The 25,662-nt window shown below is 68.7% G+C and carries 25 protein-coding genes; 9 read left to right on the top strand and 16 right to left on the bottom strand.

The genetic code is table 11. The annotated features are described in order from the left end of the window. The gene (locus tag AC07EJ_RS10250; protein ID WP_389488899.1) at positions 1-675 is read left to right on the top strand and encodes a bifunctional DNA primase/polymerase; all 675 of its coding nucleotides are present in this window, start codon (positions 1-3) and stop codon (positions 673-675) included. Between the two features lie 91 nt (positions 676-766). Here the strand turns inward: AC07EJ_RS10250 and ftsY are convergent, their stop codons facing one another. Further along, a complete protein-coding gene (ftsY, locus tag AC07EJ_RS10245; RefSeq protein ID WP_478884041.1) occupies positions 767-1,978 on the bottom strand; it encodes a signal recognition particle-docking protein FtsY in 1,212 nt (403 codons plus the stop codon). A gap of 212 nt (positions 1,979-2,190) precedes the next feature. On the opposite strand from ftsY, the gene AC07EJ_RS10240 reads away from it, so the two are divergent. Continuing rightward, positions 2,191-3,639: a cytosine permease gene (locus AC07EJ_RS10240; RefSeq protein ID WP_389485737.1), complete on the top strand. Its 1,449-nt coding sequence runs from the start codon at positions 2,191-2,193 to the stop codon at positions 3,637-3,639. A gap of 67 nt (positions 3,640-3,706) precedes the next feature. After that, complete coding sequence (locus AC07EJ_RS10235) at positions 3,707-4,687, top strand: LLM class flavin-dependent oxidoreductase (RefSeq protein ID WP_389485739.1); 981 nt, start codon at positions 3,707-3,709, stop codon at positions 4,685-4,687. 40 nt (positions 4,688-4,727) lie between these two features. Here AC07EJ_RS10235 and AC07EJ_RS10230 read toward each other — a convergent pair whose 3' ends face one another. The 4 genes from AC07EJ_RS10230 to AC07EJ_RS10215 all read right to left on the bottom strand — a co-directional run bounded on the left by AC07EJ_RS10230 (position 4,728) and on the right by AC07EJ_RS10215 (position 11,291). Next, a complete protein-coding gene (locus tag AC07EJ_RS10230; RefSeq protein ID WP_389485741.1) occupies positions 4,728-6,152 on the bottom strand; it encodes a sugar porter family MFS transporter in 1,425 nt (474 codons plus the stop codon). Between the two features lie 300 nt (positions 6,153-6,452). Beyond that, on the bottom strand, positions 6,453-10,157 hold the full coding sequence (locus AC07EJ_RS10225) for an AAA family ATPase (RefSeq protein WP_478884040.1): 3,705 nt from the start codon (positions 10,155-10,157) through the stop codon (positions 6,453-6,455). Positions 10,158-10,424: 267 nt separating this feature from the next. Then, complete coding sequence (locus tag AC07EJ_RS10220; RefSeq protein ID WP_116509408.1) at positions 10,425-10,628, bottom strand: hypothetical protein; 204 nt, start codon at positions 10,626-10,628, stop codon at positions 10,425-10,427. A gap of 381 nt (positions 10,629-11,009) precedes the next feature. Further along, entirely contained in the window at positions 11,010-11,291 is a 282-nt protein-coding gene (locus AC07EJ_RS10215; RefSeq protein ID WP_389485746.1) for an acylphosphatase, read from the bottom strand. Between the two features lie 134 nt (positions 11,292-11,425). Here AC07EJ_RS10215 and AC07EJ_RS10210 point away from each other — a divergent pair, with 134 nt between their 5' ends. Beyond that, the gene (locus AC07EJ_RS10210; RefSeq protein ID WP_389485748.1) at positions 11,426-12,535 is read left to right on the top strand and encodes a CAP domain-containing protein; all 1,110 of its coding nucleotides are present in this window, start codon (positions 11,426-11,428) and stop codon (positions 12,533-12,535) included. 20 nt (positions 12,536-12,555) lie between these two features. Here the strand turns inward: AC07EJ_RS10210 and AC07EJ_RS10205 are convergent, their stop codons facing one another. From AC07EJ_RS10205 to AC07EJ_RS10190, 4 genes are read right to left on the bottom strand one after another with little or no spacing between them, the layout of a single operon-like run. Further along, the gene (locus AC07EJ_RS10205) at positions 12,556-13,791 is read right to left on the bottom strand and encodes a tyrosine-type recombinase/integrase (RefSeq protein ID WP_389485750.1); all 1,236 of its coding nucleotides are present in this window, start codon (positions 13,789-13,791) and stop codon (positions 12,556-12,558) included. Further along, the gene (locus AC07EJ_RS10200; protein WP_389485753.1) at positions 13,791-13,985 is read right to left on the bottom strand and encodes a helix-turn-helix transcriptional regulator; all 195 of its coding nucleotides are present in this window, start codon (positions 13,983-13,985) and stop codon (positions 13,791-13,793) included. The genes AC07EJ_RS10205 and AC07EJ_RS10200 overlap by 1 nt, the downstream gene beginning before the upstream one ends. Continuing rightward, positions 13,982-15,355 (bottom strand): replication initiator protein RepSA, encoded by a 1,374-nt coding sequence (gene repSA, locus AC07EJ_RS10195; RefSeq protein WP_478884055.1) that lies wholly within the window; start codon positions 15,353-15,355, stop codon positions 13,982-13,984. The genes AC07EJ_RS10200 and repSA overlap by 4 nt, the downstream gene beginning before the upstream one ends. Positions 15,356-15,402: 47 nt before the next feature. Further along, positions 15,403-15,834: a hypothetical protein gene (locus AC07EJ_RS10190; protein WP_389485756.1), complete on the bottom strand. Its 432-nt coding sequence runs from the start codon at positions 15,832-15,834 to the stop codon at positions 15,403-15,405. 287 nt (positions 15,835-16,121) lie between these two features. On the opposite strand from AC07EJ_RS10190, the gene AC07EJ_RS10185 reads away from it, so the two are divergent. From AC07EJ_RS10185 to AC07EJ_RS10175, 3 genes are all read left to right on the top strand, one after another. Continuing rightward, a complete protein-coding gene (locus AC07EJ_RS10185; protein WP_389485759.1) occupies positions 16,122-16,484 on the top strand; it encodes a GntR family transcriptional regulator in 363 nt (120 codons plus the stop codon). Positions 16,485-16,639: 155 nt separating this feature from the next. After that, positions 16,640-17,848 carry a helix-turn-helix domain-containing protein gene (locus tag AC07EJ_RS10180; RefSeq protein ID WP_478884039.1) on the top strand — a complete coding sequence of 403 codons (1,209 nt, stop codon included), beginning with the start codon at positions 16,640-16,642 and terminating at the stop codon, positions 17,846-17,848. A gap of 548 nt (positions 17,849-18,396) precedes the next feature. After that, on the top strand, positions 18,397-18,585 hold the full coding sequence (locus AC07EJ_RS10175) for a hypothetical protein (RefSeq protein ID WP_382640789.1): 189 nt from the start codon (positions 18,397-18,399) through the stop codon (positions 18,583-18,585). 611 nt (positions 18,586-19,196) lie between these two features. On the opposite strand, the gene AC07EJ_RS10170 is transcribed toward AC07EJ_RS10175, so the two are convergent. Further along, a complete protein-coding gene (locus AC07EJ_RS10170; protein WP_478884038.1) occupies positions 19,197-19,670 on the bottom strand; it encodes a hypothetical protein in 474 nt (157 codons plus the stop codon). Continuing rightward, positions 19,652-20,167, bottom strand: a complete 516-nt coding sequence (locus AC07EJ_RS10165; protein ID WP_383889838.1) for a hypothetical protein — start codon at positions 20,165-20,167, stop codon at positions 19,652-19,654. The genes AC07EJ_RS10170 and AC07EJ_RS10165 overlap by 19 nt, the downstream gene beginning before the upstream one ends. Before the next feature lie 596 nt (positions 20,168-20,763). On the opposite strand from AC07EJ_RS10165, the gene AC07EJ_RS10160 reads away from it, so the two are divergent. Both AC07EJ_RS10160 and AC07EJ_RS10155 read left to right on the top strand, forming a co-directional pair. Beyond that, a complete protein-coding gene (locus AC07EJ_RS10160; protein WP_478884037.1) occupies positions 20,764-21,186 on the top strand; it encodes a DUF6193 family natural product biosynthesis protein in 423 nt (140 codons plus the stop codon). A 265-nt stretch (positions 21,187-21,451) separates the two neighbouring features. Further along, positions 21,452-21,844, top strand: a complete 393-nt coding sequence (locus tag AC07EJ_RS10155; RefSeq protein WP_389485767.1) for a winged helix-turn-helix transcriptional regulator — start codon at positions 21,452-21,454, stop codon at positions 21,842-21,844. Here the strand turns inward: AC07EJ_RS10155 and mutM are convergent. From mutM to AC07EJ_RS10130, 5 genes are all read right to left on the bottom strand, one after another. Beyond that, positions 21,811-22,677 (bottom strand): bifunctional DNA-formamidopyrimidine glycosylase/DNA-(apurinic or apyrimidinic site) lyase, encoded by an 867-nt coding sequence (gene mutM, locus AC07EJ_RS10150; RefSeq protein WP_389485769.1) that lies wholly within the window; start codon positions 22,675-22,677, stop codon positions 21,811-21,813. The two genes, AC07EJ_RS10155 and mutM, sit on opposite strands and share 34 nt — an antisense overlap. 87 nt (positions 22,678-22,764) lie before the next feature. Beyond that, positions 22,765-23,565 (bottom strand): ribonuclease III, encoded by an 801-nt coding sequence (rnc, locus tag AC07EJ_RS10145; protein WP_362904795.1) that lies wholly within the window; start codon positions 23,563-23,565, stop codon positions 22,765-22,767. A 19-nt stretch (positions 23,566-23,584) separates the two neighbouring features. Next, complete coding sequence (gene rpmF / locus AC07EJ_RS10140; protein ID WP_362904793.1) at positions 23,585-23,758, bottom strand: 50S ribosomal protein L32; 174 nt, start codon at positions 23,756-23,758, stop codon at positions 23,585-23,587. A 2-nt stretch (positions 23,759-23,760) separates the two neighbouring features. Continuing rightward, positions 23,761-24,396: a YceD family protein gene (locus AC07EJ_RS10135; protein ID WP_362904913.1), complete on the bottom strand. Its 636-nt coding sequence runs from the start codon at positions 24,394-24,396 to the stop codon at positions 23,761-23,763. A 154-nt stretch (positions 24,397-24,550) separates the two neighbouring features. Next, on the bottom strand, positions 24,551-25,624 hold the full coding sequence (locus tag AC07EJ_RS10130) for an ATP synthase F0 subunit B (RefSeq protein WP_389485870.1): 1,074 nt from the start codon (positions 25,622-25,624) through the stop codon (positions 24,551-24,553). Between the last annotated feature and the right edge of the window lie 38 nt (positions 25,625-25,662).

The raw sequence follows: 25,662 nt of genomic DNA, 5'->3' as shown, positions 1-25,662 counted from the left end.
ATGGGCTTCACGATCGGCGGCAGCCGCGGGATTCTCGACATCCGGTCCGGTGCACGTCGCCGCGGCCGCACTTCGGGCCGCGCGTCGGACTGCACCACAGTGGCCGAGTTCACCGGGCTCTGGGGGTGGGAGGCGGTGCCGGGGGCACGCGCCGCAGCCGGTGCCTGCTCGTGCGGCAAGGCGGACTGCATCCGACCCGGCGCCCACCCCATCGACCACGCGCCGACCGTTCCCGCGGGGGCCACGCTCGACGAAGCGGCTGAGATCTGGGAGCAGTTCCCCGGCGCCGCGGTGATGCTGCCCGTCGGCAGCGCGTTCGACATCATCGACGTACCCGAGGCGGCCGGCCGTCGCGCGCTCGTCCGCCTGGAGCGGATGGGGCTGCCGCTCGGCCCCGTGACGGCGACGCCCGAGGGGCGCGCCCACTTCTTCGTCGCGCCGGGCTCCGCCGCCGAACTCGGCTCGCTGCTCTACCGGATGGGCTGGGACGACGCCGCCCTCGACCTGCACGCGCTCGGCCCCGGCACCCACATCACCGCCCCGCCCTCCGACCGCGGCGGCCTCGGCCCCGTCCGGTGGCTGCGCTCCCCCGGCCTCGACTCGGCGATCCAGCCCCCGCAGGCCCGCCTCGTCCTCGGCACCCTGGCGTACGTGGCCCATCGCTCCCCGGCCTGACCCAAGGGAAAGACCCTAGGGCCTCACGCACATGGAAGCGCCCGCTCCCTGCGGAGCGGGCGCTTCCATGTGCGCGGGGACGTCCGTACGGCTACTCGCCGATCAGCGCGTCCACGAACGCCTCCGGCTCGAACGGAGCCAGGTCGTCGGCGCCCTCGCCCAGGCCGATCAGCTTCACCGGCACGCCCAGCTCGCGCTGCACGGCGATGACGATGCCGCCCTTGGCCGTGCCGTCGAGCTTGGTGAGCACGATGCCGGTGACGTCCACGACCTCGGCGAAGACGCGGGCCTGCACCAGGCCGTTCTGGCCGGTCGTCGCGTCAAGGACGAGGAGGACCTCGTCGAGCGGGGCGTGCTTCTCGACGACGCGCTTGACCTTGCCGAGCTCGTCCATGAGTCCGGTCTTGGTGTGCAGCCGGCCCGCGGTGTCGATGAGCACGACGTCGGCGCCCTCCTCGATGCCCTCCTTGACGGCATCGAAGGCGATGGACGCGGGGTCGCCGCCCTCGGGGCCGCGCACGGTGCGGGCACCGACGCGCTCGCCCCAGGTCTGGAGCTGGTCGGCGGCGGCGGCGCGGAAGGTGTCGGCGGCGCCGAGCACCACGTTCTTGCCGTCGGCCACCAGGACGCGGGCGAGCTTGCCGGTGGTGGTGGTCTTGCCGGTGCCGTTGACCCCGACGACCATCACAATGCCCGGCCCGTCCAGCGCCTCGGTCTTGACCGAGCGGTCGAACTCCGGGACGAGGAGCTGGAGCAGCTCCTCGCGCAGCAGCGTGCGCAGCTCGTCGGGCGTGCGGGTGCCGAGCACCTTGACGCGCTCGCGCAGCCGGTCGACGAGCTCCTGCGTGGGCTGCACGCCGACGTCGGCGGTCAGCAGGGTGTCCTCGATCTCCTCCCAGGTGTCCTCGTCCAGGTGCTCGCGCGCGAGGAGCGTGAGCAGCCCCTTGCCGAGCGCGTTCTGCGAGCGGGAGAGCCGGGCGCGCAGGCGCACGAGGCGCCCGGCGGTCGGCTCGGGGACCTCGATCTCGGGCGCGGCCGGAGCCGGGGGCTCCTCCACCGCGATGGGCGCGGACGGCTCCGGCTCGACGAGCGGGAGGTCGACCTCCTCGATCGTGCGGCGGGTTTCGTCGCGCGGCGTCTCGGCCTCTTCGCCGACGTGCGGCTCGGCCGGAGGGGCGGTGATGTCGGGCACGGAGGGGGGCGGCGGGGGCAGCTGCTTCTTTCTGCGGCTGCCGACCACGAGCCCGCCGAGTGCGCCGATCACGACCACGGCGATGACTACAGCAAGGATGACGATTTCCATAACCCGTCCAGTATCAGCCATGGACCCCGGGGACAGCCCGCTTGTGACTTCCTCCAAAGAACATAAGCCACTTGAGTAGATTACTCGGACTAAAGTACGATGGAAGAGGATGGGTCAACGCGCGTAGAGTCCACTGCGTCCCTCCCCACACCCCCCACCGGCTCTCCTGCCAATACCCACGGAGCCGAGCGAGAGGCACGGAACCCCACCGCATGAGCAAGACCGCCGAAACCGAAGGCGCACTCGAGACCCGCGGCATCGAGCCCGTCCCCGAGTCCGAGCGCACCGCCAGAACCCGTGAGCTGTTCCCCACCTGGGTCGCCGCCAACATCAGTGTGCTGCTGCTCACGATGGGCGCGAGCCTGGTCGTCTCGTTCAAGCTCAACTTCTGGCAGGCGCTCGTCGTCGCGATCGCCGCCCCCATCGTCTCGTACGGCCTCGTCGGGCTGATCGGCATCGCCGGCAAGCGCGGCGGCGCCCCGGGCATGGCCCTGTCGCGCGCGGTCTTCGGCCAGCGCGGCAATCTGCTGCCGGGCTCGCTCATCTGGGTCGCCCGCTGGGGCTGGGAGACGATCAACGCGGTGACCGGCGCCTACGCCGTGCTCACCGTCCTGGACATCCTCTTCGGCGTGAAGAGCAACAACGTCCTGGTCATCGTCACGCTGCTGCTCTTCGTCGTCACGACGTTCGTGATCTCCGGCCTCGGCATCAGCGCCGTACAGAAGTGCAACAAGTACGCGACGTACCTCTTCGGCCTCTTCTCGGTCCTCGTGCTGGTCTACCTGATCGCCAACACCGACTGGACCCGGGTCTTCGACCAGCCCGCGGGCAAGATGTCGCTGATGTTCGCCGGCATCGGCCTGATCGCCGCCGGTGGCGTCAGCTGGATTCCCTCGTCGCCGGACTTCACCCGCTACCTGCCGCGCACGGCCTCGTCGGCCGCGATCGTGCGCAACTCCGTCGGCGGCGCCGGCATCGTCGTCCTGCCCATGGTCCTGATGGGCGCCGTCATGGCGGTCTCCACGCCCTCCCTGGCCTCGGCCGCCGACCCGGTCTCCTTCCTCGGCGAGATCCTGCCGCTGTGGATCGCGGTCCCGTACCTCCTGATCGCCCTGGTCGGCATGCTGCTGATCAACTCGATGTCGATGTACTCGGCGGGCTTCACCGCTCAGACCCTCGGCTTCAAGGTCCCGCGCCACTGGGCCGTCTCGATCAACGCGCTGATCTCGCTGGTCTTCGGCGGCATCCTGATGCTCGTCGCGACCAGCTTCATGGGCTCGTTCATCGCCTTCCTCTCGCTGCTCGCGGTGGCCTTCTCTGCCTGGGTCGGCGTCTTCGGCGCCGACATGCTGCGGCGCAAGGAGTACGACGCCGAGGCCCTCGTCGACACCACCCGCACCAGCGCCTACTGGTACAAGGGCGGCTTCAGCCCGGCGGCCGTCGCCGCGTGGGCCGTCGGCCTGGTCGGCGGCCTGATGTTCACCACGTCGGACTGGTTCACCGGCCCGCTCGCCGCGAACAACCCGGTCGGCGAGTACGGCCTCGGCTGGGTCGCCACGATCGTGATCTCCGGCCTGCTGTACATCGTCCTGCCGAAGCCCGCCGTCGCCGTCACACCCGAGGTTCCCGCCGAAGAGGCGCGCGAGACCCTGGCTGTCTGACGCTCCGTCAGCTACCGTCCCCCTTCACCAGCGGCCACCTACTCCGCCCGGTGAAGGGGGACTTCTCATGCCCGTCTCGGTCGTGCGCTTCAACCTGGTAGACCCCGCGGCGACGCCGGAATCGTTGAGCGCCCGCTACAGGGCGGCCGTCGAGATGGCGGCGTACGCCGACGACCGCGGCATCTCCACGGTCCAGACCGAGGAGCACCACGGCGTCGCCAACAACTGGCTGCCGTCGCCCTTCACCTTCGCAGGCGCCGTCTTCGGCGCGACCCGGCGCATCGCCGTCACGGTCTCCGCGATCATCGGCCCACTGCACGATCCGCTGCGCCTCGCGGAGGACATCGCCGTACTCGATCTGCTCAGCGGCGGCCGGCTCGTCACCGTGGCCGGAATCGGGTACCGGCCCGAGGAGTACGGGCAGTTCGACGTCGAGTGGAAGCGGCGCGGCAAACTCCAGGACGAGCTCCTCGACACCCTGCTCAAGGCATGGACGGGCGAGGAGTTCGACTTCCGCGGCCGCACGGTCCGCGTCACACCGCGCCCGTACACCCAGCCCCACCCGCTGCTCCTGGTCGGCGGGTCCTCGCGGGCGGCGGCGCGGCGCGCGGCCCGCCTCGGCCTGCCGTTCTTCCCGAGCGCGCATCTGCCCGAACTCGAGGCTTACTACAAGGAACAGCTGGTCGAGCACGGCACCGAGGGCTGGACCATGATGCCGGCGGCGGTCACCCCGCTGCTGCACGTCGCCGAGGACCCCGACCGCGTATGGGCCGAGCACGGCGAGCACTTCCTGCACGAGGCACGGACGTACGCGTCCTGGCAGTCCGGCGACATCAAGTCGGCGGTGAAGTCGGGGGCCACGACGGTCGACGAGCTGCGTGCCGAGGGCGTCTACCGGATCCTGACGCCCGACGAGTGCGTGGAGCAGGCCCTCGACAGTTACGTGCTGCACCCGCTGTCGGGCGGGATGCCGGTCGACGAGGGCTGGCGCAGCCTGCACCTGTTCTGCGAAAACGTACTGCCCCGGCTCGAAGACCGTGCGGTCTGAGCCGGGGCAGTGACGAGGGTGAGGAGATGGCAGCGGGGACTTAACCCATCTCCTCCAACGCCTTGCCCTTGGTCTCCTTCACGAACTTGAGTACGAAGGGGATCGAGAGCGCGGCGAAGACTGTGTAAATGATGTACGTCCCGGAGAGGTTCCAGTCGGCCAGCGACGGGAAGCTCGCGGTGATGGCCCAGTTGGCGATCCACTGCGCGGACGCGGCCACGCCGAGCGCCGCGGCGCGGATCTTGTTCGGGAACATCTCGCCGAGGAAGACCCAGACGACGACACCCCAGGACAGGGCGAAGAACAGGACGAAGAAGTGGGCGGCGATCAGGGCGACCCAGCCCTGCGTGGCCGGCAGCTTGCCGTCCACCAGGTCGTACGAGAACGCCCAGGCCTCCAGCGCGAGACCGATGACCATGCCGACGGAACCGACCAGGGCCAGCGGCTTACGGCCGACGCGGTCCACCAGGAGCATCGCGATCACGGTGCCGACGATGTTGATGATCGACGTGGTGAACGAGTAGAAGAACGAGTCCGTCGGGTTCACGCCGACCGACTGCCACAGCGTCGAGGAGTAGTAGAACGCGACGTTGATGCCGACGAACTGCTGGAAGACCGAGAGGCCGATACCGATCCAGACGATCGGCTTGAAGTAGAAGCCGCCGTTGCCCTTGCCGGAGAGCAGGTCCTTGAAGGTGGACTTGTGCTCCCTCTTCATCGCGTGCTCGATCTCGGCGACGCGGGCGTCCAGGTCGATCTTCGTGCCTTCGACCTCGGCGAGGATCTCCTTGGCCTTGGCCTCGCGGCCGACCGAGATGAGGAAGCGCGGCGACTCGGGGATCGCGAAGGACAGCATGCCGTAGAGAACGGCGGGGATGACCATCACGCCGAGCATGACCTGCCAGGCTTCGAGGCCCAGGACCTCACCGCGCTGGTCGCCGCCGGCGGCCTGCAGGATGCCGTAGTTGACGAGCTGTGAGATGGCGATGCCGACGACGATCGCGGCCTGCTGGAAGGAGCCGAGACGGCCGCGGTAGGCGGGAGGCGAGACCTCGGCGATGTAGGCCGGGCCGATGACCGAGGCCATGCCGATGCCGAAGCCGCCGATGATCCGCCAGAAGGCCAGGTCCCACAGGGCGAAGGGCAGCGCGGAGCCGACGGCGCTGATGGTGAAGAGCACGGCCGCGATCTGCATGCAGCGGATGCGGCCGATGCGGTCCGCGATCCGGCCGGCGGTGGCCGCGCCGATCGCACAGCCGATCAGGGCGATGGCGATGACCTGGGCGAGCGTTCCGGAGCCGATGTCGTACCGGTCACGGATGGCCTCGACGGCTCCGTTGATCACGGAACTGTCGTAGCCGAAGAGAAAGCCGCCCATCGCGGCCGCCGCCGTGATGAAGATGACGTGGCCGAGATGGTCGGGGTGAGCCTCTCGGGCGCTTGGCGGCTTCGCTGTGCTGGTCACGTGTACTCCTCGGGCCACCGGCAACGGTGCCGGGGGTGGGGGTGAGAGCCCTTCCAGTGGCGCACAACTTCACGCCGCCCACCACCTGAAGGTAAAAGCAACGTTGCAGAGACTATGCCTTCAAGTTTCGAAGTCAAGAGGGGGGCAACTGTGAATTTCAGCGACCTTGATGGAAGGCATCATTCAAGTCTTGAACATTGGACTGTAGGTGATCTTGCAGATGACGCTGCGGCCGATGTCACGCCGGTGCGAGATGTGCGGGCCGACCCGTGATCGTTTTCCGGGCGGGCCCGCGCGCGGCTAGCGCAGCCGCTGACTGATCACCTTCGACACCCCGTCACCCTGCATCGACACCCCGTAGAGCGCGTCGGCGACCTCCATCGTGCGCTTCTGGTGCGTGATCACGATGAGCTGGGAGGCCTCCTGGAGCTCCTGCATGATGCGGATGAGGCGCTGGAGGTTGGTGTCGTCGAGCGCGGCCTCGACCTCGTCCATCACGTAGAAGGGACTGGGGCGCGCCTTGAAGATCGAGACGAGCAGCGCCACGGCGGTCAGGGAGCGCTCGCCGCCGGAGAGCAGCGAGAGCCGCTTGACCTTCTTGCCCGGAGGGCGGGCCTCCACATCGACGCCCGTGGTGAGCATGTTGTCGGGATCGGTCAGAATCAGCCGTCCGTCACCGCCGGGGAAGAGCCGGCTGAAGACACCCTCGAACTCACGGGCCGTGTCCCGGTACGCCTCGGTGAAGACCTGCTCGACGCGCTCGTCGACCTCCTTCACCACCTGAAGGAGATCAGTCCTCGTCTTCTTCAGGTCCTCAAGCTGCTCACTGAGGAACTTGTGGCGCTCCTCCAGCGCGGCGAACTCCTCAAGGGCCAGCGGATTCACCTTTCCGAGCTGCTGGTACGCCCGTTCGGCTGACTTGAGCCGCTTCTCCTGCTCCGCACGCACGAACGGCCGCGGCTGGTTACGGGGGTGCTCCGGGTCGTCGGGCAGCTCCTCGCCCTCGGCCGGGAGCGAGGGCGGTACGGGCTGCTGCGGCCCGTACTCCGCCACGAGACCCGCCGGTTCGACACCGAGTTCCTCCAGGGCCTTGGCCTCCAGCTGCTCGATCCGCAGCCGCTTCTCGGCGCCGAGCACCTCGCCCCTGTGCACCGAGTCCGTCAGCTTGTCGAGCTCCGCCTTCAGATCCCGGCCGCGGGCCCGCTCGGCGACGAGCTCCCGCTCCCGCTCGCCCTTGGCACTCTCGGCGGACGCCCGCTCCTGCTCGGCCCGTCCTACGGATACCTCGACGTGGGCGAGCAGCTGCCGGGCGCCGAAGGCCACGGCCTCGGCCACGGCCGCCTCGTGGCGCAGCCGGGAGAGCTGCCGCTCCGCACGCGCGCGTGCCTCGCGCTCCGCACGCGCCGCCCTGTCCAGCGATTCGGCGCGTCCGGCAAGGCCCTTCACCCGCTCCTCGTGCGTACGCGCCTGGAGCCGGGCCTCCATCTCGGTCTGCCGGGCGTTGGCCCCGTCGGCGGCGAGCCGGTCGCGTACCGAGGTGTCCGGCTCCTCGTCGGCCGGCATCTCCTCGGCGACGGCGAGCCGTTCGGCCAGTTCCTCGGCGTCCTGCACGGCCTTCTCCAGCGCGTCCTGCGCCTTGGCGGCCGCGGAGGCGCTGCGCTCTGCCTCCCCGGCCGCGCCCCTCGCCTGCCCGGACAGCCGACCGAGCTGCTGCGCCACGGACGACTTCTCCCGGTCGGCGACGCGGCGCCGCTCCCCCAGCTCCTCGACGAGCGCGGCGGCCTCGGCGCGGCGAGCGACCGCGGTGTGCTGCGCCTCGGCCAGCTCCTCGCACCGCACCCCGAGTTCGGCCAGCTCGCCCGCGGCCTCGTCGACGGAGGCCTGCACCTCCAGAAGACTGGGCGCACCGGCGGAGCCGCCCTGGGCGAAGTGCGCGCCGAGCAGGTCCCCTTCAGCGGTGACGGCGGTCAGCTCGGGCCGCGCGTAGACGAGATCCTCGGCATCCTCGAGCGTGCCCACGACCACGATCCCCCGCAGCAGCCGCCGCACGGCAGGCATCAACTCGCTGGGCCCTCGCACGAGATCGGCCACGAGGGGCGGCCCGTCCCCATCCCGCGCAACCGGTCCGGGGTACGCGCTCCCGAAGCCACCGAGCTCGGCACCGGCACCGGCATCGGCCGAGGCAGGCGTGCCGCCGTGCGCTGCCGTGGATCCACCACCGTCACCACCGGCCGGGGACCCACCACCGGCCGGCCTCCCAGCCGACCCGGCCACCGCGGGTGCGTCCTCCCCCGCCAGGAGCAGTGCCGCGCGCCCCGCGTCCTGTTTGCGCAGGAGGCGGATCGCTTCCGCGGCGGACGCGGGATTGGTCACGGCGATGGCGTCGGCCGCGGCGCCGAACGCCGCGGCGACGGGGACCTCGAAGCCGGGGGTGACGGAGAGCAGTTCGGCCGCGGGGCCGAGGACTCCGGTCAGGCGGTCGCGGGCGTCGAGCAGCGCACCGGTGCCGTCCTTGCGGCGCAGCCCGAGCGCGAGGGCGTCGTGCCGTGCCGAAACCGCCGCCCGCCTGCGTTCCGCGGACGTCAGAGCCTCCCTGGCCGCCGTCAGCGCGGACTCCGCGTCGGTGAGGGCGGCCCTGGCGGCGTCGTGCCGGTCGCCGAGCTCCGCGTCCCCGGCGTCGAGCCCGTCGACCTCGGCCTTGAGCTGCTCGTACTCCTCCTGCGCCGCGGCGGCCCGCTCCCGTGCCTCGTCCCGCGCGGCGGCCAGCCGGTCGATCTCCGACTGCGCCGCGGCGGCCCGCGAACGGGCAGCGTTGACCTGCCCGTTCAGCCGCGCAAGCCCCTCACGCCGGTCGGCGATGGCCCGGGCGGCATCCTTGAGCCGGCGCTCTTCGGCCGCCAACTCCCTTTCCAGGTCGGCCCGGTGGGCCACGGTGTCGTCGAGGGCGCGCTCGGCCGCTTCGAGGGCGGCCTCCAGCTCGGCCTCCTGCTCGCGGATCCGGGCGGCCTCGCGCTCCATGTCCTCGGGGTCGCGCCCGCGCCGCTCCTCCGCGGGGGCGGACGTCGCGCTCTTGACCCGCGCGTCGGCGAGCGAGACGGTGCCGCGCACCCGCTCGGCCAGCTGCGACAGCTCGTGCCAGGTCTGCTGGGCGCGCTGGAGGCGCGGCGTGAGCTGCCGTACCTCGGCCTCCAGGAGCGCCTCGCGCTGGATCGCCTTCTTCAGCTCGGCCTCGGCGGCGTCCTTGCGTTCCTTGAGCGCCGCCTCGTCCTCGATCTCGGAGCGCAGCGCACCCCGCATCCGTACGAGGTCGTCGGCGAGGAGCCGCAGCCGCGCGTCGCGGAGGTCGGCCTGGATGACGGCGGCGCGGCGCGCGACGGCCGCCTGGCGGCCGAGCGGCTTCAACTGCCGCCGCAGTTCGTCCGTAAGGTCCTGCACGCGCGCGAGGTTGGCCTGCATCGCGTCCAGCTTCCGCAGCGCCTTCTCCTTGCGCTTGCGGTGCTTGAGGACACCGGCGGCCTCCTCGATGAAGGCCCTGCGCCCCATCGGGTCGGCGTGCAGCACGGAGTCGAGCTGCCCCTGCCCGACGATGACGTGCATCTCGCGCCCGATACCGGAGTCGGACAGCAGCTCCTGGATGTCGAGCAGCCGGCACGTATCACCGTTGATCTGGTACTCGCTGCCGCCGTTGCGGAACATGATCCGCGTGATGGTGACCTCGGCGTACTCGATGGGCAGCGCGCCGTCGGAGTTGTCGATGGTGAGGGACACCTCGGCGCGGCCGAGCGGCGGGCGTCCTGTCGTGCCGGCGAAGATGACGTCTTCCATCTTGCCGCCGCGCAGCGATTTGGCACCCTGCTCGCCCATGACCCAGCTGAGGGCGTCCACGACATTGGACTTTCCCGAGCCATTGGGGCCGACGACGCAGGTGATGCCCGGCTCGAACCGCAATGTGGTGGCCGAGGCGAACGATTTGAACCCGCGCAGGGTCAGGGCCTTGAGGTGCACGCCGCCGGACTCTACCCGCCGCGTGTGTCTCACTCCATGAACCCGCGGTTTCGCCCAGGAAAGTGCAGGGCACATCAGACGTTAAAGAAAGACGTCGACGCGCGGAGCATTGACGAGGCATTCGAGGGAGCGCGGCACGGGGCGGCTCACGGGGAGCGGAAATTCAGAATGAAGGGACGCAGAAGCGTCCCTTGCAGATCTGAGCAATCTGATCAAGCGGCTTGATGAAAGGGCTGCTTGACCACTGGTGTCGTGTGCGGGATGTGGTCAGGTGAGCGCAGGCTCCGCCTGGGGTACGTCGATGCTCTCGAGGAGCGATTCGTGAGAAGCGGCAGCCGCGAGCGCGTCGTTCTCGGACTGGATCCGAACGAGTTCGGACTCAAGGTCCTGGACGCGCTGCTGGAGCCGTCGCATCTCGGCGAGGAGTCGCGGGTCGGAACCGCCGACGTAACCGAGAAGCGCCTTTGCCATGATGGATGGTCCTCCACAATGAGTGACCGACCGAAGCGGTGTGGGTCGTGAGGGAATCGCACCCGCGGTGCCTGGCACTCGTTGTCTTGCTGCCGTTCATACATGCCAAACAGCTAAGGTGCGCGGGGCTTCCAGAGTCTCACCAAAAAGTTTGACGGTCAACACGATCACGCCCCGTATTGGCGGGTAAGCCCGGGGGCACTGCGCCGTGAAATCTTCGGCGCGGCCTCACTTCGGGCCCCTGAGGGCGTGGAGATCATCCTTACTTCGCGAGCCTGCCACGACAAGCGCTTATTGGCAACCACCAGGTCATTCATGCCCCGCGCAGTTGCCGGGGGCATGCCATGAACGCCTCTCAAGGGCCTGGCCTGCGTGTCCTTCTCAGCGAATGGCGAAGTCGGCGTATCCGCCGCGCGGGGCGTCCCAGATCTCGGTGACTCCGTCGACCTTCCCGGGTGTGTCGCCGTCGCGGAGCCAGTCGAGAAGACCCTGACAGCCCTCGCGTGACCCCTCCGCGACGACCTGGACCCGACCGTCGTCCAGATTGAGAGCAAAGCCACTCAGGCCGCCGATCTCAAGAGCCTTCGCCCGCGTGAACCAGCGAAAACCCACACGTTGGACGCGTCCGCGCACCCAGGCGGTGATGCGTACGTCTTCGTTCATAGGGGCACGCTAACCGGCCAATTGCACTCGGAGCACTTCGCCCCCTTCCGCCGTGGGGTACCGTCCCGGACCAATGCGGCTCACTCGTACGGGTGAGTCGCATTACCCACAGCGAGGACGAGGAAGGCCACAGGATGGGACGCCACCGACGCGCCGACGCCGGCCGCGCCACGGACAGCGCGGCCGGTTCGTACGCCGGGCACGACGGTACGTACGAGACCGTGCCGACCAGGCAGACCGGCGCGTACGACGGCTCGCACGAGGAGATCTACGCCCCGTACGGGTTCGCCGCCCCCTACGGCACAGGCCCGCGCGCCACGGCGAACGGCGCCCCGGGCCGGGACGTCGACAACCCCTACCTGGCCGCACCCGAGACCGCGTACACGCCCGCCGGCACCCCGGGCCACAACTCGCACCGCCGTAGGAAGCGCGCCGCCAGGCCGGTGCGGACGGGGCTCCTCGGGGTCTCCGCCGCCGTGGCGATGGGCGCCGTCGCGGTGGCCTCCGGGGTGATCCCCGGCATGGACAACTACTCGCTGGGCGGCGGCAACGGCGCCGACAAGGTGCGCGCCGCCGACTCCCCCTCGGGGCTCGAGACGCAGGGCGGCACGGACGGCAGCGCCGACCGTGCCCCGTCCTCCGCGAGCCGCGGCGCGAAGCGCTCGGACCCCTCCGCTTCACCCTCACAATCTTCGGCGAAGCCGTCTTCGACCCCGTCGAAGACAGCGTCGAAGACACCGTCGCCGAGCAAGTCCGACAGTTCCGGTTCCGGCAGCACGAAGACCTCGCCCACGACCCCGCCGAAGACCGCCACCACGAAGGCGAAGCCCCCGGTGGCGGCTCCGAACCTGAAGGCCCCGTCCGGGGAGGCGTCGGCCGAGGCCCAGGTGCTCGCTCTGGTCAACACGGAGCGGGCCAAGGCCGGCTGCCGACCGGTGACCGCCGACGGCGGCCTCGCCGCCCTCGCCGGGAACTTCAGCGAGGACATGGCGGCGCGCGGCTTCTTCGACCACACCGACCCGGACGGCGCCACGCCCTGGGACCGCGCGAAGAAGGCCGGCATTACGGACCTGGGCGGCGAGAACATAGCCCGCGGCCAGGCCAACGCCCAGTCCGTCATGGACTCCTGGATGAACAGCCCCGGCCACCGCGCGAACATCCTCAACTGCGACTACACGACCCTGGGTGTCGGTGTGCACTTCGGGTCGGGCGGACCGTGGTGGACCCAGGACTTCGGCTTCTGAGATTTCCGCAGGTCAACGACCTATGAGCCCTCTTGGGCCGTCTCAGGGCCGTCATTGGTAGCCGTGGCGGCCCAGGCGGCATCGACAGCGGCTCGCGTACGGGTCTCGCTCGATGGCATCAGGTGCGTGTAGGTCCGCAACGTAAAGCCGGGGTCGTGGTGGCCCAGGTATTCACTCAGAGCTTTGACACTCTCCCCCGCGTCCAGGAGCACCGAGGCGTAGAAGTGCCTCAGCGCGTGCATCCCTTTATCCCGTCCCGCAGCCACACCAGCAGCGCGTAGAGCAGGCCTCCACTGTCGATCGTTGAACCGGTTGCGGTTCAGGGAGTGACCCTCAGGGCTCCGGAAGATCAGCGCCGCGGTGACTGGCGGCCCATCCAACGTCTTCCAGGGCAACGTCACGTTCGCCGCGGGCAAGCGCTTCAGGTGGCCGGCCAACGCGAAGGCGATGGACTCGGGCAGGGGAACATCCCGTTCCTTGCCCCCTTTGGGCGGGGCAAACACAGGCCGGTTGCGGAGCAACTTCACCTGCCGGACCACGTGCACGACGCCTCCGAGGAAGTCCACGTCCTCAACTGCGAGACCGAATACCTCCCCCTGACGAAGGCCGCATCCGGCAGCGGGGTCCACCAAGGCTCGATACCTCTCAGGCAGAGCAGCCTGAACAGCCTTGACGCGCTCAACGGACCACGGCTTGACCTTGCGCGGATCAAGGCGAGGAGCCTTGATCGACCGCGCGCTGCACGGGTTCGCGCGGATGACACGGTCTTCAACTGCGGCCGTGAAGACCGTCGAGACGTGCGCGAAGATCCCACGCCGGTAGGCAGGTGAAAGGCCCGCGTCCTCCAGGGTCCGCATCCAGAGGCGAAGGTGCGTCGGGTTGAAGGAGCCGATGGGCCGCTTACCGATGTGCGGGAGGACATGGACCCGTAGTCGCATCTCGACAGACTCGCGGGTCGCGGGGTCCGTCATCTGCGTCGCCATCCATGTGGTGGCGTACTGCTCGAAGGTGACCTTGCCTGCCTCAGGAGCGATGTAGTCGCCACGAGACATGTCGGCCTCAATGTTGGACAGCCACGTCTCGGCCATGCGCTTCTGCTTGTCCGGGAAGGACTTGGACCTCTCCGTACCATCCGGGCCGACGTATCGGGCGCGGTAGCGCATGCCAACGCCGTAGCGGTCGGTCTTGGCACGTACGGGCTTCCCGTCGGGTCCGGGTTCGGCCTTGTACCAGCGGTCTTGGATGTGCCCGGCCATCAGGCAGCCTCTTCCATCTGGGACTGGACCCAGGCGCGTACGTCCTCGGGGTCGAAGCGGAGGTGACGGCCGACGCGGAAGCCACGCGGTCCGGTGTGCTTGCGGCGCCACTGGTAGACGGTCTCGACCGGGACGCCGAGGAGGTCCGCCAGGTCGACCGGGGTCAGGTAGCGCTCAGGCAGCGGACGCTTCATGCCCACACCTCCATGTCATCGAGGTCGGGCAGGTCGGCGCGGGCTTCACGGGCCAGCTCGCGATTGTCGCGAATCTCGCGGGCGATCGAGGCGGCGAGCCAGGACTCACCAGGGGTGTGGCCGTGCCCGGCGTAGGTCCAGTGGGCGAGCACGAGTGTGGACCCCTCCGAGTCGTCGAGGTCCTCGGAGTAGCCGCGCTCCTGGCGGTCCTGGCGGGCGCGGTAGTCGGCGCGGACCTGGCGCAGGGCGCCGAGGGTGGTGGAGTAGCGGCGGGACTTGGTGGAGAAGTGCCCGCGGAAGCCGAGCATGTGAGCCCAGCGCGCCAGCATCCGCTCCGGGTACGCCTTGTCCAGGTCCCAGCACGCTTCGATCAGGCGCCGCGTGTGCGCGGGCAAGTGCTGCACCTTGTCGAGTTCGGAGAGTTCCCCGATCCGGCGGTCCACGGTGCCGGTGGTCTCGGCGGCCTTGGTGGCGTACTTGGCCACGTAGGAGGCAACGGCCGCTTCGGTCAGTTCCTCGTGCCCGAGGGCGCCGATCGGCTGCACGTCGATCTGTGTTCCCCACGCCAGAGTGCGGGCCGGGAAAGCGCCGGCCGAGTCGACCGGGACCGAGACCCGAGCAGCTGCCGCGCGGATCGCGTCGTCCAGGAGCGCGAGGCTGGCCCAGGCGGGCGGAGCCGAATCCGGGCCGTCGGGACCGTCGAAGCGGACCACCGCGTGAAAGTGGATCGCGCCGCGCTTTTGGAACTCAGCGACCTTGCCGAAGGAGACCCGGCAGACCTCCTGCAGAGCGGATTGGGTCAGGCCCGCACGGGTCGCGATCTCGCGGCGCAGGTAGATCGTGAACCGGCGCCACAGGTCCCCGGCGTGGTTGTTCCACAGCACCGCCCCGGCGTAGTCGTACGAGGCGGGATCGAGCGCCGTACCGAGCGCCGGATCATCGTCGGGGTGGGGGCTCCCGCAGCGGCATCGGCCCTTGGCCGGGCGGTTGTGGACCGGCCCGAACGACGGCGCCGTCAGGGTCGCGAAGACCCGCGGGTGATCCTGGACCGTGGCGGGCACGGACTTGCCACCCGTGATCCCGGCACGGATCAGGTGGTAGGTGTCCCCGGCGTAGGTCCAGGCACACGAAGGGCACTGGGAGGCACGGCGGTTGCCGCAGGCCACCCGGAGCCGTCCTCCTGGTTCCTGGTCGGTGCTGTAGGCGTAGAGGATGCCGCCGGTCTTGGCATCCCGGGTGACGGTCGAGCCGATCAGGTGGATCGGGTTCGAGCAGCCGCCGGTACGGCGGACCTGCTCCTGCCAGCGGTCGAAGCCTGGATTGTTGGCCACCCGGAGCAGATCCGCCAGGGTGAGCGCGTCAGTGCCCATAGAGGCCGCAGCACCGGCCACGGCCTCCGGGGCGACGGGAAAGACCGTCACGCGAACACCCCCACCGGGGTCGGCATGTGGCCGTTGGGGTTGTGCCCGGCGCAGTTCTCGGAGGCGACCGATGTCGGGTCGCCGGGGTCGTAGCAGACCTCGACCCAGCCGGTACCGGCACAGGCACAGGTGCCCTCGACCTGGGGTCGAAGGCCACGCTCGCGAGCCGCATCGCTCATCTCAGCGATGCCGACGGTGAGGGAGGCGAGGCCTTCAGCGCGGCGCAGTCGTGCGGCGTTCGGGAAGCGGAGCTGGTGAGCCCGTGTCTGCTCACCGGTGGCCATGCCAGCCAGCCGCAGCAACTGGAAGCCGTAGAGGAACGCGGCCGACCGGTACAGCTCCGACAGATCCATCCGGGTTGCGCCCTGGATGATCCAGGCCAGCACGGTGGCGTCATCACCCCGGCGGAAGCGGTACCCAGTGGGCATGTCCGAGGCGTAAAGCGCTACGGCCCGCTCACCATTCGACAAGTCCGAAGTCGAAACCGGCTTTGTCGGAGGCAGCATGGGCGCGAGGTGCGAAGCGGTCATGGTCGCAGGCATCATGGTGCTTCCCTTCGGGGACGAAGGGGGCGGCGGCTTGCTTGGCGGTAGGGCGCCGCCCCCGGGTTACACGGCCGTTGGTTGCATGACATAGCTTGCTATATAGCAAGCTAGATCACAAGACTCTGGCGGCATAGGGTGTACTAATTCGCCCTAGTCGATACGCTCGACTCGTGACCGTTGCCGACGACGACCTCAGGCCCAAGAAGGTGCAGATCGCTGACGCGCTGCGCCCGGAGATCAAAGCCATGCCGAATGGCGGCAAGTTGGCGTCATTGCGGGCCCTGGCTGAGCGCTTCAACGTCACTACCGTGACCGTGGGCAACGCGCTCCAGCTCCTCATTGATGAAGGGCTGATCACGTCCGTTCCCACGCGCGGGTACTTCGTGCAGTTGTCGACGCTCAGTAACAGTGAGGGCGGGCCCACCGGCGAAGTCAGTCGGGAAGAGATCAACGCTATCCACTCCGAGATCCAGCAACTTGCTGCCCGAGTGGCCGAGTTGGAGAAGCGAGCCGATCACACGGGCAGCGCCTGACATGTGATCCACCATGCGCACAGCGTGATCGCTTAACCAGTGACACAGGGGGTGTCATTAGGGGACAGCTGCGGGGACAACCCCCTGTCACCCCCCATGTCATGGGCCCGTGAAGTGCAAGACTCAAAGCACGCACCCCGACGGGAGGGCACCACATGAGCGAGGAACGACCCGCGTGGGCACGCCGCATCGCCGCCGAACGCGAGGCACGCCAGTGGACGCAGGCAGAAGCCGTGGCAGCGCTTCGAGCGCACTCCCCCAAGAGGCTGCCCGACGGGTCGAGCATGATCCGACAGTGGAAGCGTTGGGAGTCCGGCGAAGTCACGCCGAGCGAGTTCTACCAACCGATCATCGCGGCCACCTTCGGCACCGTGACACACGCGATCTTCCCCGTGGCTGGTCGGCGCGACGGCAACGCTGAGATCATCGCGGCGAGCGGCATGGAGACGATGGAGATCCTCAGCCGCATGCAGGCGTCCGATGTAGACCATGCGACCTTGGACGCGTTGAGGATCACTGCCGATCGGCTCTGCTCTGAGTACCCGTTCATGCCGAGTGCTCAGCTCGCCTTTGAGGGTCGGCAATGGCTCAAGCGCGTGGCCGGCCTCCAGTCTCAGCGGCTCACGCTGGCCCAGCATCGCGAGGTGCTGACGATCTCCGCATGGCTGGCCTTGCTCGTCGGCTGCGTCGAGTACGACATGGGCGATCGCGCTGCGGCTGAGACCACGCGTCGCGCAGTCCTCTCCCTGGCGAACGAGGCCGACAACGCCGAAGCCGCAGGATGGGCCCACGAGATGCGTGCGTGGTTCGCCCTCACGACCGGGGACTATCACGGGATCTTGGCCGCCTCTCAGGCCGGGACGGAAGTTGCTCCGCATCACGGCGTTGCCGTCCAACTCGCGGCCCATGAGGCCAAGGGGTGGGCGAGGTTGGGGGACCGCCGGAAGACCGAGGTTGCTCTAGACCGGGGGCGGAAGCTGCTGGAGGGGATGCCATACCCCGAGAACCTTGATCATCACTTCGTAGTGGATCCGGCGAAGTTCGACTACTACGCGATGGACTGCTACCGGCTGCTGGGCGAGAACGCCATTGCTGAGACGCTGGCCCAAGAGGTAATCCGTGCTGGCACGGACTTCGACGGGGCGGAGAAGCAGCCCATGCGATGGCCGAAGCCCGGGTCACTCTCGGGGTCGTGGCCGCACGGCGTGGAGACCTGGAACAAGCCGTGGACTACGGAGAGTGGGCCCTCAAAGGCGATCGACAATCACTGCCGTCGTTGTTGCTGGTCAGCCGCGAACTTGCTTCCGTCGTCAACCGCGATTTCCCGGACGAAGCCACCGGCCGGAGCTACCTCGAACACCTAGACACTCTCAGCCGGACCAAGTAGCCCGTTACAGGTTTCTCTACCTCATCAAGTAGCCCGTTACAGGTTTCTCTACCTCATCAAGCACCCGGCTGCGCTCCGCTCCGCCGGGCGGGCTTTCCGGCTCCGCTCGGGGCGCCGCTCCTGCCTTCGGCCCGCTCCGCCCCGGCTGCGCCGACGCCCGCCCACTGTGGATAGGCCCGGAGGTCATGAGTCGAGCACCCGACGCGCTTCGGCCCGCGGTCACAGACGATGCCTCCGGCGGGGGATCGGCCGGCACCGGGTGGGAGGGGGCGCCGTTCCCGGCCGCGGGCACATCGTGGCGAGCGTGGTGGGCTCCCATCCCGTCCACCATCGACCCAGGCAGAGCCGAGCAGACGCGGCCCATGGCGTCCAGGTCGTTCGTACAGTGGCGCGCTCCACCTGGACGCCATGAACCACGCCCGCTCCACAGACGTGTGGGTCGACGGCGGACGGGATGGGAGCTGGGGAAGAAGTGGGTTGGGGAAAGAGGTCGGGTGCGGGGCCGGCGGCACGTAGCCTCACCCCGTGAAGATCCCACGCCCTGTCGTGCCGGAACCCTTGGTCTGGGCCATAGCCTGGATCGTTGTCACCGTGATGTTCTGGTTGCTTGCCCAGGGGCTCGGCAGCCCGGACAGCTGGTACTCGAGTGCACTCCTCGCAGGGATCGCCATTGTCGCCGTAGAACTCGCCCACCGCTACAGGCAGAAGCGCTGACCAGGTCCGAGGCATCTAGCAGCCTGTCAAGAGCGCCCCTGTTTCTGACATCACCGTCTGACACCAACGTGCGCGAACAGCGGCGATCGACACCGAACCCCAGTGCCCAGTCAGTCGAAGGACGGGACGGGTTGACCGACCTCAACGGCTCCCCGTGATCGACCTGACAAGGATGACGACCAACCTCAAAACCCGTGTGTGGCCGTGCCCCATCCGTGCCCGATAGACAGGGAACTCACGGGGAATCGCGGTCACCAACAGGCAACGCGCATGACGAAGGCCCCCGGCCGATGTTCCTGGTCAGGGGCCTTCAACCTGGGCGGTGGGTATGGGATTTGAACCCACGGTGACTCGCGCCACGACGGTTTTCAAGAGCGTCACGCTTGCAGGGCATATGCCCTGGTCAGAGCCTGTTTAGGCTCCCACGGAGGGCACCTTGGCCCACGCATGGCCCACCGGCCCCGGGAAAGGGGCCTTAGAGCTCGTAGCACGATCTTGTTGAAGACTGCTGGTTGGGCGTTACCCGTGTGACGATTCGGCCAACACCCCGAGCATGCCCACCAGTCACGCCGACGCGCCGGGCAACTCCAAGATCCCCGGCAGAGTCAAGTTCAGCTATGGACTGTCTGTTTGACGCCATCCTTGTCGGTGATGCTGACGGAAACGCGCCACCGCGTCCGCTTGTCGGCCTCGATCTTGACCGTACCGCCGAACTTCCGGCCATCCAGGTCTTTCGTCTTCATCGAGGCACCGTAGGTGGCGCTGTCGTCACACACTTCGATCCCGGCGCGCAGCGCTGTCCCATTACTGACGTTCAGACCACCTGAGGGACCGAGACAGTCATACCGCACGGACAATGCGGCAATCCGGTCCGCAGCCACGGGCAGCTTCACCGTCCCCGGACCCAGCCGGCCCGGTGTCTTAGCGCCCTTCTCAGGACTTTCCGGATCGGACACCAGCGCTGCTGCCTTCGAGGCACTCGGCGAAGGCGGCGTACTCTTCCCGCCGCTGCACCCGGACACCACACCGGCGGACACCACCAGCAGAACAATCCCTGCGCTGCGCATCAGCTTTTCCCGTGCCACGTCTCGCGGCCGTTGTAGACCAGCCGCGCCGATCCCTTGCGCAGCACCTTGATCTTGCAGTTGGGCTCAGTTTGGTTGTAGTTCCACTTCGTGTACCTGGCCTTCACCCCGGCGTGCAGGTAACCGTGCCTCATCGTGTTCGGCACCTTCCACGACCACGTGTAGGTGGAGCTGTTCGTCCACTGCCAGGCAAAATGGTAGTCGAACTCAGCCGACGCCTTGACGAACACCACCTTGGCTTCGCCGGAGACCGCCCCGCCGACCGTCGACGTCGTCGTCTTGCCCTTGTGGAAGGTGATGCTGATCGTCGTGCCGCTGTCCCCGCCGGAACGGGGTTCCATGTCCCTGTAATACGTGTGGCTGCCCGAGAAGTCGTAGCCCCGGTCGGGCGGGCAGATCATCGGATGGACTGTCCCGGCACTGGCGGGTACAGCACCCGCAGCGGCAAGTGCAGCGACGGCGCAGCCGACTGCGACGATCTTGGGTATTGGACGCACGTGTTTCCCCGTTTTTCTCTCGCTGAAAGCGGCCCCCGTCGACCGTCAGGAACTGACCCTAGGGAGCGACTCGCTTTCCTGTCGCGGCAGTTGAGTGAAACATGAGGTTCAGGTCACCCTAATCGTCACCGCTTGCGGGGGGCCATCTGCTCAGTCGTCGCCACACAGCGGAACCCGGTGTCGTCGTCGTGCATCGTGTCGTTGGCGTCGTTGCGAACGGGCGTGAACCACAGCGGGCCACCGCCAGATCCCGACCAACAGACTTGGAAAGCGTGTTGGTCGGGTTCTGCGCAGCCTGCCGTTCCGGCCGGCAGTCGTGGCCCCTGAGCAGGGCGACCACGAGTCACGTGTAGTGCAGGCTGACTTCACTGCGGTACAGCAGCGAAGTACAGCAACCTCAGCAACCGATCACGTCCGTTAGCGTCCTCGTGTGGCCATCTCGCGACCGGTATGACCACCGCCGACCGTTCCGCATAGAGCTACGGATCAGAAGGTGCCCGTGCCCGATCGTGAGGGGACCTCGGGGAATCACGGTGCCGAGCGGGCACCACTCAACGCAACGGCCCCGACCCTTTTCACCTGTGCACAATCGCAGTGTGACCGACATCGTTGAAGCCGCCTGGCGCAAGATCCTGGCAACCGCCGGGGATCACACCCGGCCGGGGGGCTCGCCGCTCCTGGGGCCGTTCACCAAGATGGTGCAGGTTGCCTACGCCGAGCCGCAGCTCCGTCAGCTCTGCCCGTGGGCGGGTATGTGGGAGCTGCACTTCAGCAGGTGCACGGGGTTCCGTCCCACCTGGGATATCCCCTACATCGGCACTCTGACGGACGGCCGGTACTACGTCGAGGGACCGCATCGCAGCAGCCCGCGAATCGCCGAAACGGACAGCGCTGAGGCCGCCGTAGCCATGGTCATCGAGCGACTACCACCAGGCTGCGGCCCGGCCTTTGTGGGAACCGCCGAGGAGCTGGCGGCTTACGAGAGGAAGGCGGACCCGAGCGAGAGCAAGAGTCGATGAGTTCCGCGTGCCGTCTCTGGGCCGTGCGAGGGTGCTCAACGATGGCCAACACTGACAACCGTCGACGGCTAAGTCGCAGGTCGCAGCGTTGATCGAGCGCAGGGGCGCAGGTCAGAGCCCCGGCCCCTCACTTCTTCGGCTTCTGACGCTTCCGACACTTCTGACCGACCAGCGCGCACCAGCCGGCACCTTCCCGCCTCTCCTCACGCTAACCACCGGTTAGCGCACCCCACAGGTTGGCGCTGTGCCGCAGTAGGCTGGCCGCATGGAATCGAGCGACAGCGACCTCGCGTACGACGTGTTCTCCCGGCAGTGCCCGTCCCGCGGCACCCTCGAGCACGTGACGGGCCGCTGGGGAGCGCTCACGCTCGGGGCGCTGCACGAGGGCAGCTTCCGCTTCAACGAGCTGCGGCGCCGGGTGGACGGCGTGAGCGAGAAGATGCTGTCGCAGACCCTGCACGCGCTGGAGCGGGACGGTCTGGTGCACCGCGAGGCGCAGCCGACGAACCCGCCGCGCGTGGACTACGAGCTGACGCCGCTCGGACGCGAGGTCGCCGAACGACTCCTGGCTCTCATCCAGTTCGTCGAGGGGCGCATGGACGACGTGCTCGGGTCGCGCGCCCGTTACGACGCGGCCGGAGGGCGCGGCGGGCGCTGACAGCGCGGGCAGAAGTAGCTGGAGCGGTTCATCCAGGGGCGCCTGCGAATGATCGTGCCGCAGCGCCGGCACGGCTCACCCTCGCGCCCGTAGGCATCGAGCGAGCGGTCGAAGTAGCCGGACTCGCCGTTCACATTCACGTAGAGGCTGTCGAAGCTGGTGCCGCCGACGGCGAGGGCCGCGTTCATCACGTCCCGTACGTGGCCGAGGAGTTCGGCAGTGCGCGGGCGCGTGAATCCGGTGGTCGGCCGCTCGTAGTGGAGCTTCGAGCGCCACAGCGCCTCGTCCGCGTAGATGTTGCCGACGCCGCTGATCAGCGACTGGTCGAGCAGGGCGCGCTTGATGGTCGTACGGCGCCTGCGCAGTGCTTCGTGGAACGCGGCGTCGTCGAACTTCGGGTCCAGCGGGTCGCGCGCGATGTGCGCGATGACGTCCGGCAGCCCGTCGGGACCTGTCTCGTGCAGCGAGAGGCCGCCGAAGGTGCGCTGGTCGATGAAGCGCAGCTCCGTACCGAGGTCGTCGGCGAAGCGGACGCGGATGCGCAGATGCTTCTCGTCCGGCGCCTCGGCCGGCTGCACCAGGAGCTGTCCGCTCATCCCGAGGTGCGCGAGGACGGCGCCGCCCGTCGGCTCCAGAGGCAGCCACAGATATTTCCCGCGCCGCTCGGGTACGCCGATGCGCTGGCCCTTCAGGCGGTTGGCGAAGTCCTCGCCACCCCCGATGTGGCGGCGCACGGCGCGCGGGTGCAGGACCTCGACGTCGGCGACGGTGCGGTGGGCGACCCAGCGCTCGAGTCCGCGCCGTACGACCTCGACCTCGGGCAGCTCGGGCACGGTCTCTCCTTGTGAGGCTCAGATGCGAAACGAACGGTGCCGACCGTCCTCAGGACGGTCGGCACCGGACAGTTCGGATGCGGGGCGTCAGGCCGACGCCGAGGAGGAGTCGGCGTTCCCCTCGGCTGCCGCGGTGGCCTCGACGGCGTCAGCCGTCTTCGCCGCCTCGGCGCGCTCGTCGGCAGCCGCGCGAATCGCGCGCCATGCCGATTCAGCGGCCTGCTGCTCCGCTTCCTTCTTGCTGCGGCCGGTGCCGGTGCCGTACGAGACGCCTCCGACGCGGGCGGCAGCAGTAAAGGTCTTCTCGTGATCGGGGCCCGTCTCCGAGACCAGGTACTCGGGAACGCCGAGCCCCTCGGTCGCGGTGAGCTCCTGGAGACTGGTCTTCCAGTCCAGGCCCGCACCCAGATTCGAGGACTTCTCGATCAGGGGATCGAAGAGACGGTGGACGAGTTCGCCCGCCGCGTCCAGACCCTGGTCGAGATAGACAGCGCCGATCACCGCTTCAAGCGTGTCGGCGAGGATGGACGCCTTGTCCCGCCCGCCCGTGCCCTCTTCGCCCCGGCCGAGCCGGATGAAGGAACCCAGGTCGAGCCCACGGCTGACCTCCGCAAGTGCACGCGAATTGACCACCGCGGCCCGCAACTTGGCCAGCTGGCCTTCGGGCAGGTCGGGGTGGGTGGTGTACAGCGTGTCCGTGACGACGAGACCGAGCACGGAGTCCCCGAGGAACTCGAGCCGCTCGTTCGTCGGAAGACCGCCGTTCTCGTACGCGTACGAACGGTGGGTCAGTGCACGCACCAGAAGGGCGGACTCGAGCTTGTACCCGAGCCGCCCTTCCAGAAGCGTGTGGGACGAGGCATTGTCCGTCTTGTTCGACTCAGACATTGCGCCTCTCACCAGCCGCTCAGACCTCGAGGACCTGGCGCTTGTTGTAAGTGCCACAAGCGGAGCACGCGATGTGCTGCAGCTTGGGCTCGTGGCAGCGCTCGCACGCAACCAGGGTGGGGACCGCAGCCTTCCACTGCGACCGGCGGTGGCGCGTGTTGCTGCGCGACATCTTCCGCTTCGGAACAGCCACGGCTACTTCTCCTGCTTCTCGTCGACGCCAGCTTCGGCGCCGCTCATCTCGTCCTTCTCGCCGTCCTGGATGGTCCCGGCGAGTCCCTGCAGTGCCGCCCAACGGATGTCGACGGCGTCGTGGTGGTGGTCCGGATCGTCCGCGAGCCGAGCTCCACACTGGGAGCACAGACCCGGGCAGTCGTCCTGGCACACCGGCTGCATCGGCAGTGCGAGCACCACCGCATCACGCAGCACAGACTCGAGGTCGAACATGCCGTCCTCAAGAAAGAGCCTGTCCTCGTCTTCCTCGGCGTCGTCGGCCGGTTCCGCGGTGCGGCCCCGGTCGTCGGCGTCAGGGTACGAGAACATCTCCTGGAAGTCCGCGTCGACCTCGAGGCCGAGCGGCTCCAGACACCTTACGCACTCCCCCTGGGCCGATGCACGGGCGGTGCCTGTGACAAGCACCCCTTCCATGACCGACTCGAGACGGACCTCGAGCTCCACCGGCGCGCCTTCCGGCACTCCGATGACCCCTTCGATACCGAAGTCCTTGGGGGCGTCGACCGTGCGGGTCAGCCGCTGCTGGGCACCAGGACGCCGTCCCAGCTCGTGCGTATCGAACACGAGAGGGTTGCGGTGGTCGAGGTGCGTACTCAGGGCTGGTCCTGCTTTCGGTCTTCGATGCTCAAGTCGTTCGAGCTGTTCAAGGGTTTTTGCTGCCCCGAACGTTCCCGGGCAGCTGTGATCGCGGACGTACGCGCGACCGAAGAGCCAGGATACTGGACCTTTCGCTCACGGCCCAATCCGTCCGTCAGCGCCCCTGTTCGTACTGCCTCAACTGCTCCGTGCTGATCATGCTCGTGTCGAAGAGGCTGGTCTCGTCGAGCGCCGCCGGCTCGTGCGCCGCCTGCGGCTGCGCGTAGCCCGCCTGAGCCTGGTCGTAGCCCTGCTGCTGGTGCTGCTGGTACGCGTACGGGTCCTGCTGCTGGTACGCGTAGGGGTCCTGCTGGTACACGGCGTACGGGTCCTGCTGGCCGTAGGGCTGCTGCTGGTAGCCGTACAGATCCTGCTGCGGGTCCTGCTGCTGGGCGTACACCGGCTGCTGGGCCGGGATCTGCGGGGCCCGGGGGATCTCCCGGTCCGGCTCCGCGGGGGCGCTGCCGATCTCCGCGAGACCGGCGAGGTAGTCGGCGTCGCTGGTGTGCCGGCCGCCCGTGCCGTCCTCGCCGAGGATGCCGAGCTCGTCGCTGGCGACCCGGCCCTGGAGCGTGTGCCGGCCGCGGCCGACCGCCTCCAGGGTCTTGGCGAGAACCGCCTCGAAAGCGCCGAGCTTCGCGTCCACGTACGAGTCGGCGTCGCGGCGCAGGGTCTCGGGGTCGTGGCTGCGCTCGGGGGCGTCGTCCTCTTCCGGGTCCACGTAGCCCTGGGCGTCGACGCCAGGGCCGGTGCCGAGGAGCTTCTCGCGGCCGCGGCCCACGGAGCCGAGGGTCTTGGTGAGGACGACCTCGAAGTTGGCGAGCTTGGAGTCGACGTAGTCGTCGGCCTCCGCACGGATCTCCTCGGCCTCACTGCGGGCCTCGGCGAGGATCCGCTCCCCTTCACCCTGGGAGCGGCGCGCGACCTCGGTGTCGGAGATCAGCGAACCCCGCTCGGCGTGCGCCGTCTCGATGATCCGCTCGGCCTCCTGACGGGCCTGCTCGACCATCTGCTCGCGGCCGCCGATCAGCTCCTCGGCCTGCGCGAGGGAGCCGGGCAGCGCCTGGCGCACCTCTTCGAGCATCGCGAGCAGGTCGGCGCGATTGACCACGCACGAGGCCGACATGGGCATGGACCGGGCATTGCCGACCGCGGCGACGATCTCGTCGAGCTTCTTCTGCACGTCCACCGTGTGCTCGCCACTCTCTACAGGGGTGTTGGAGACGG

This window comes from Streptomyces sp. NPDC045026 (assembly GCF_056432625.1).
Note: the sequence above shows the minus strand (reverse complement) of the source record. Positions and strands in the feature narration are given on the sequence as shown.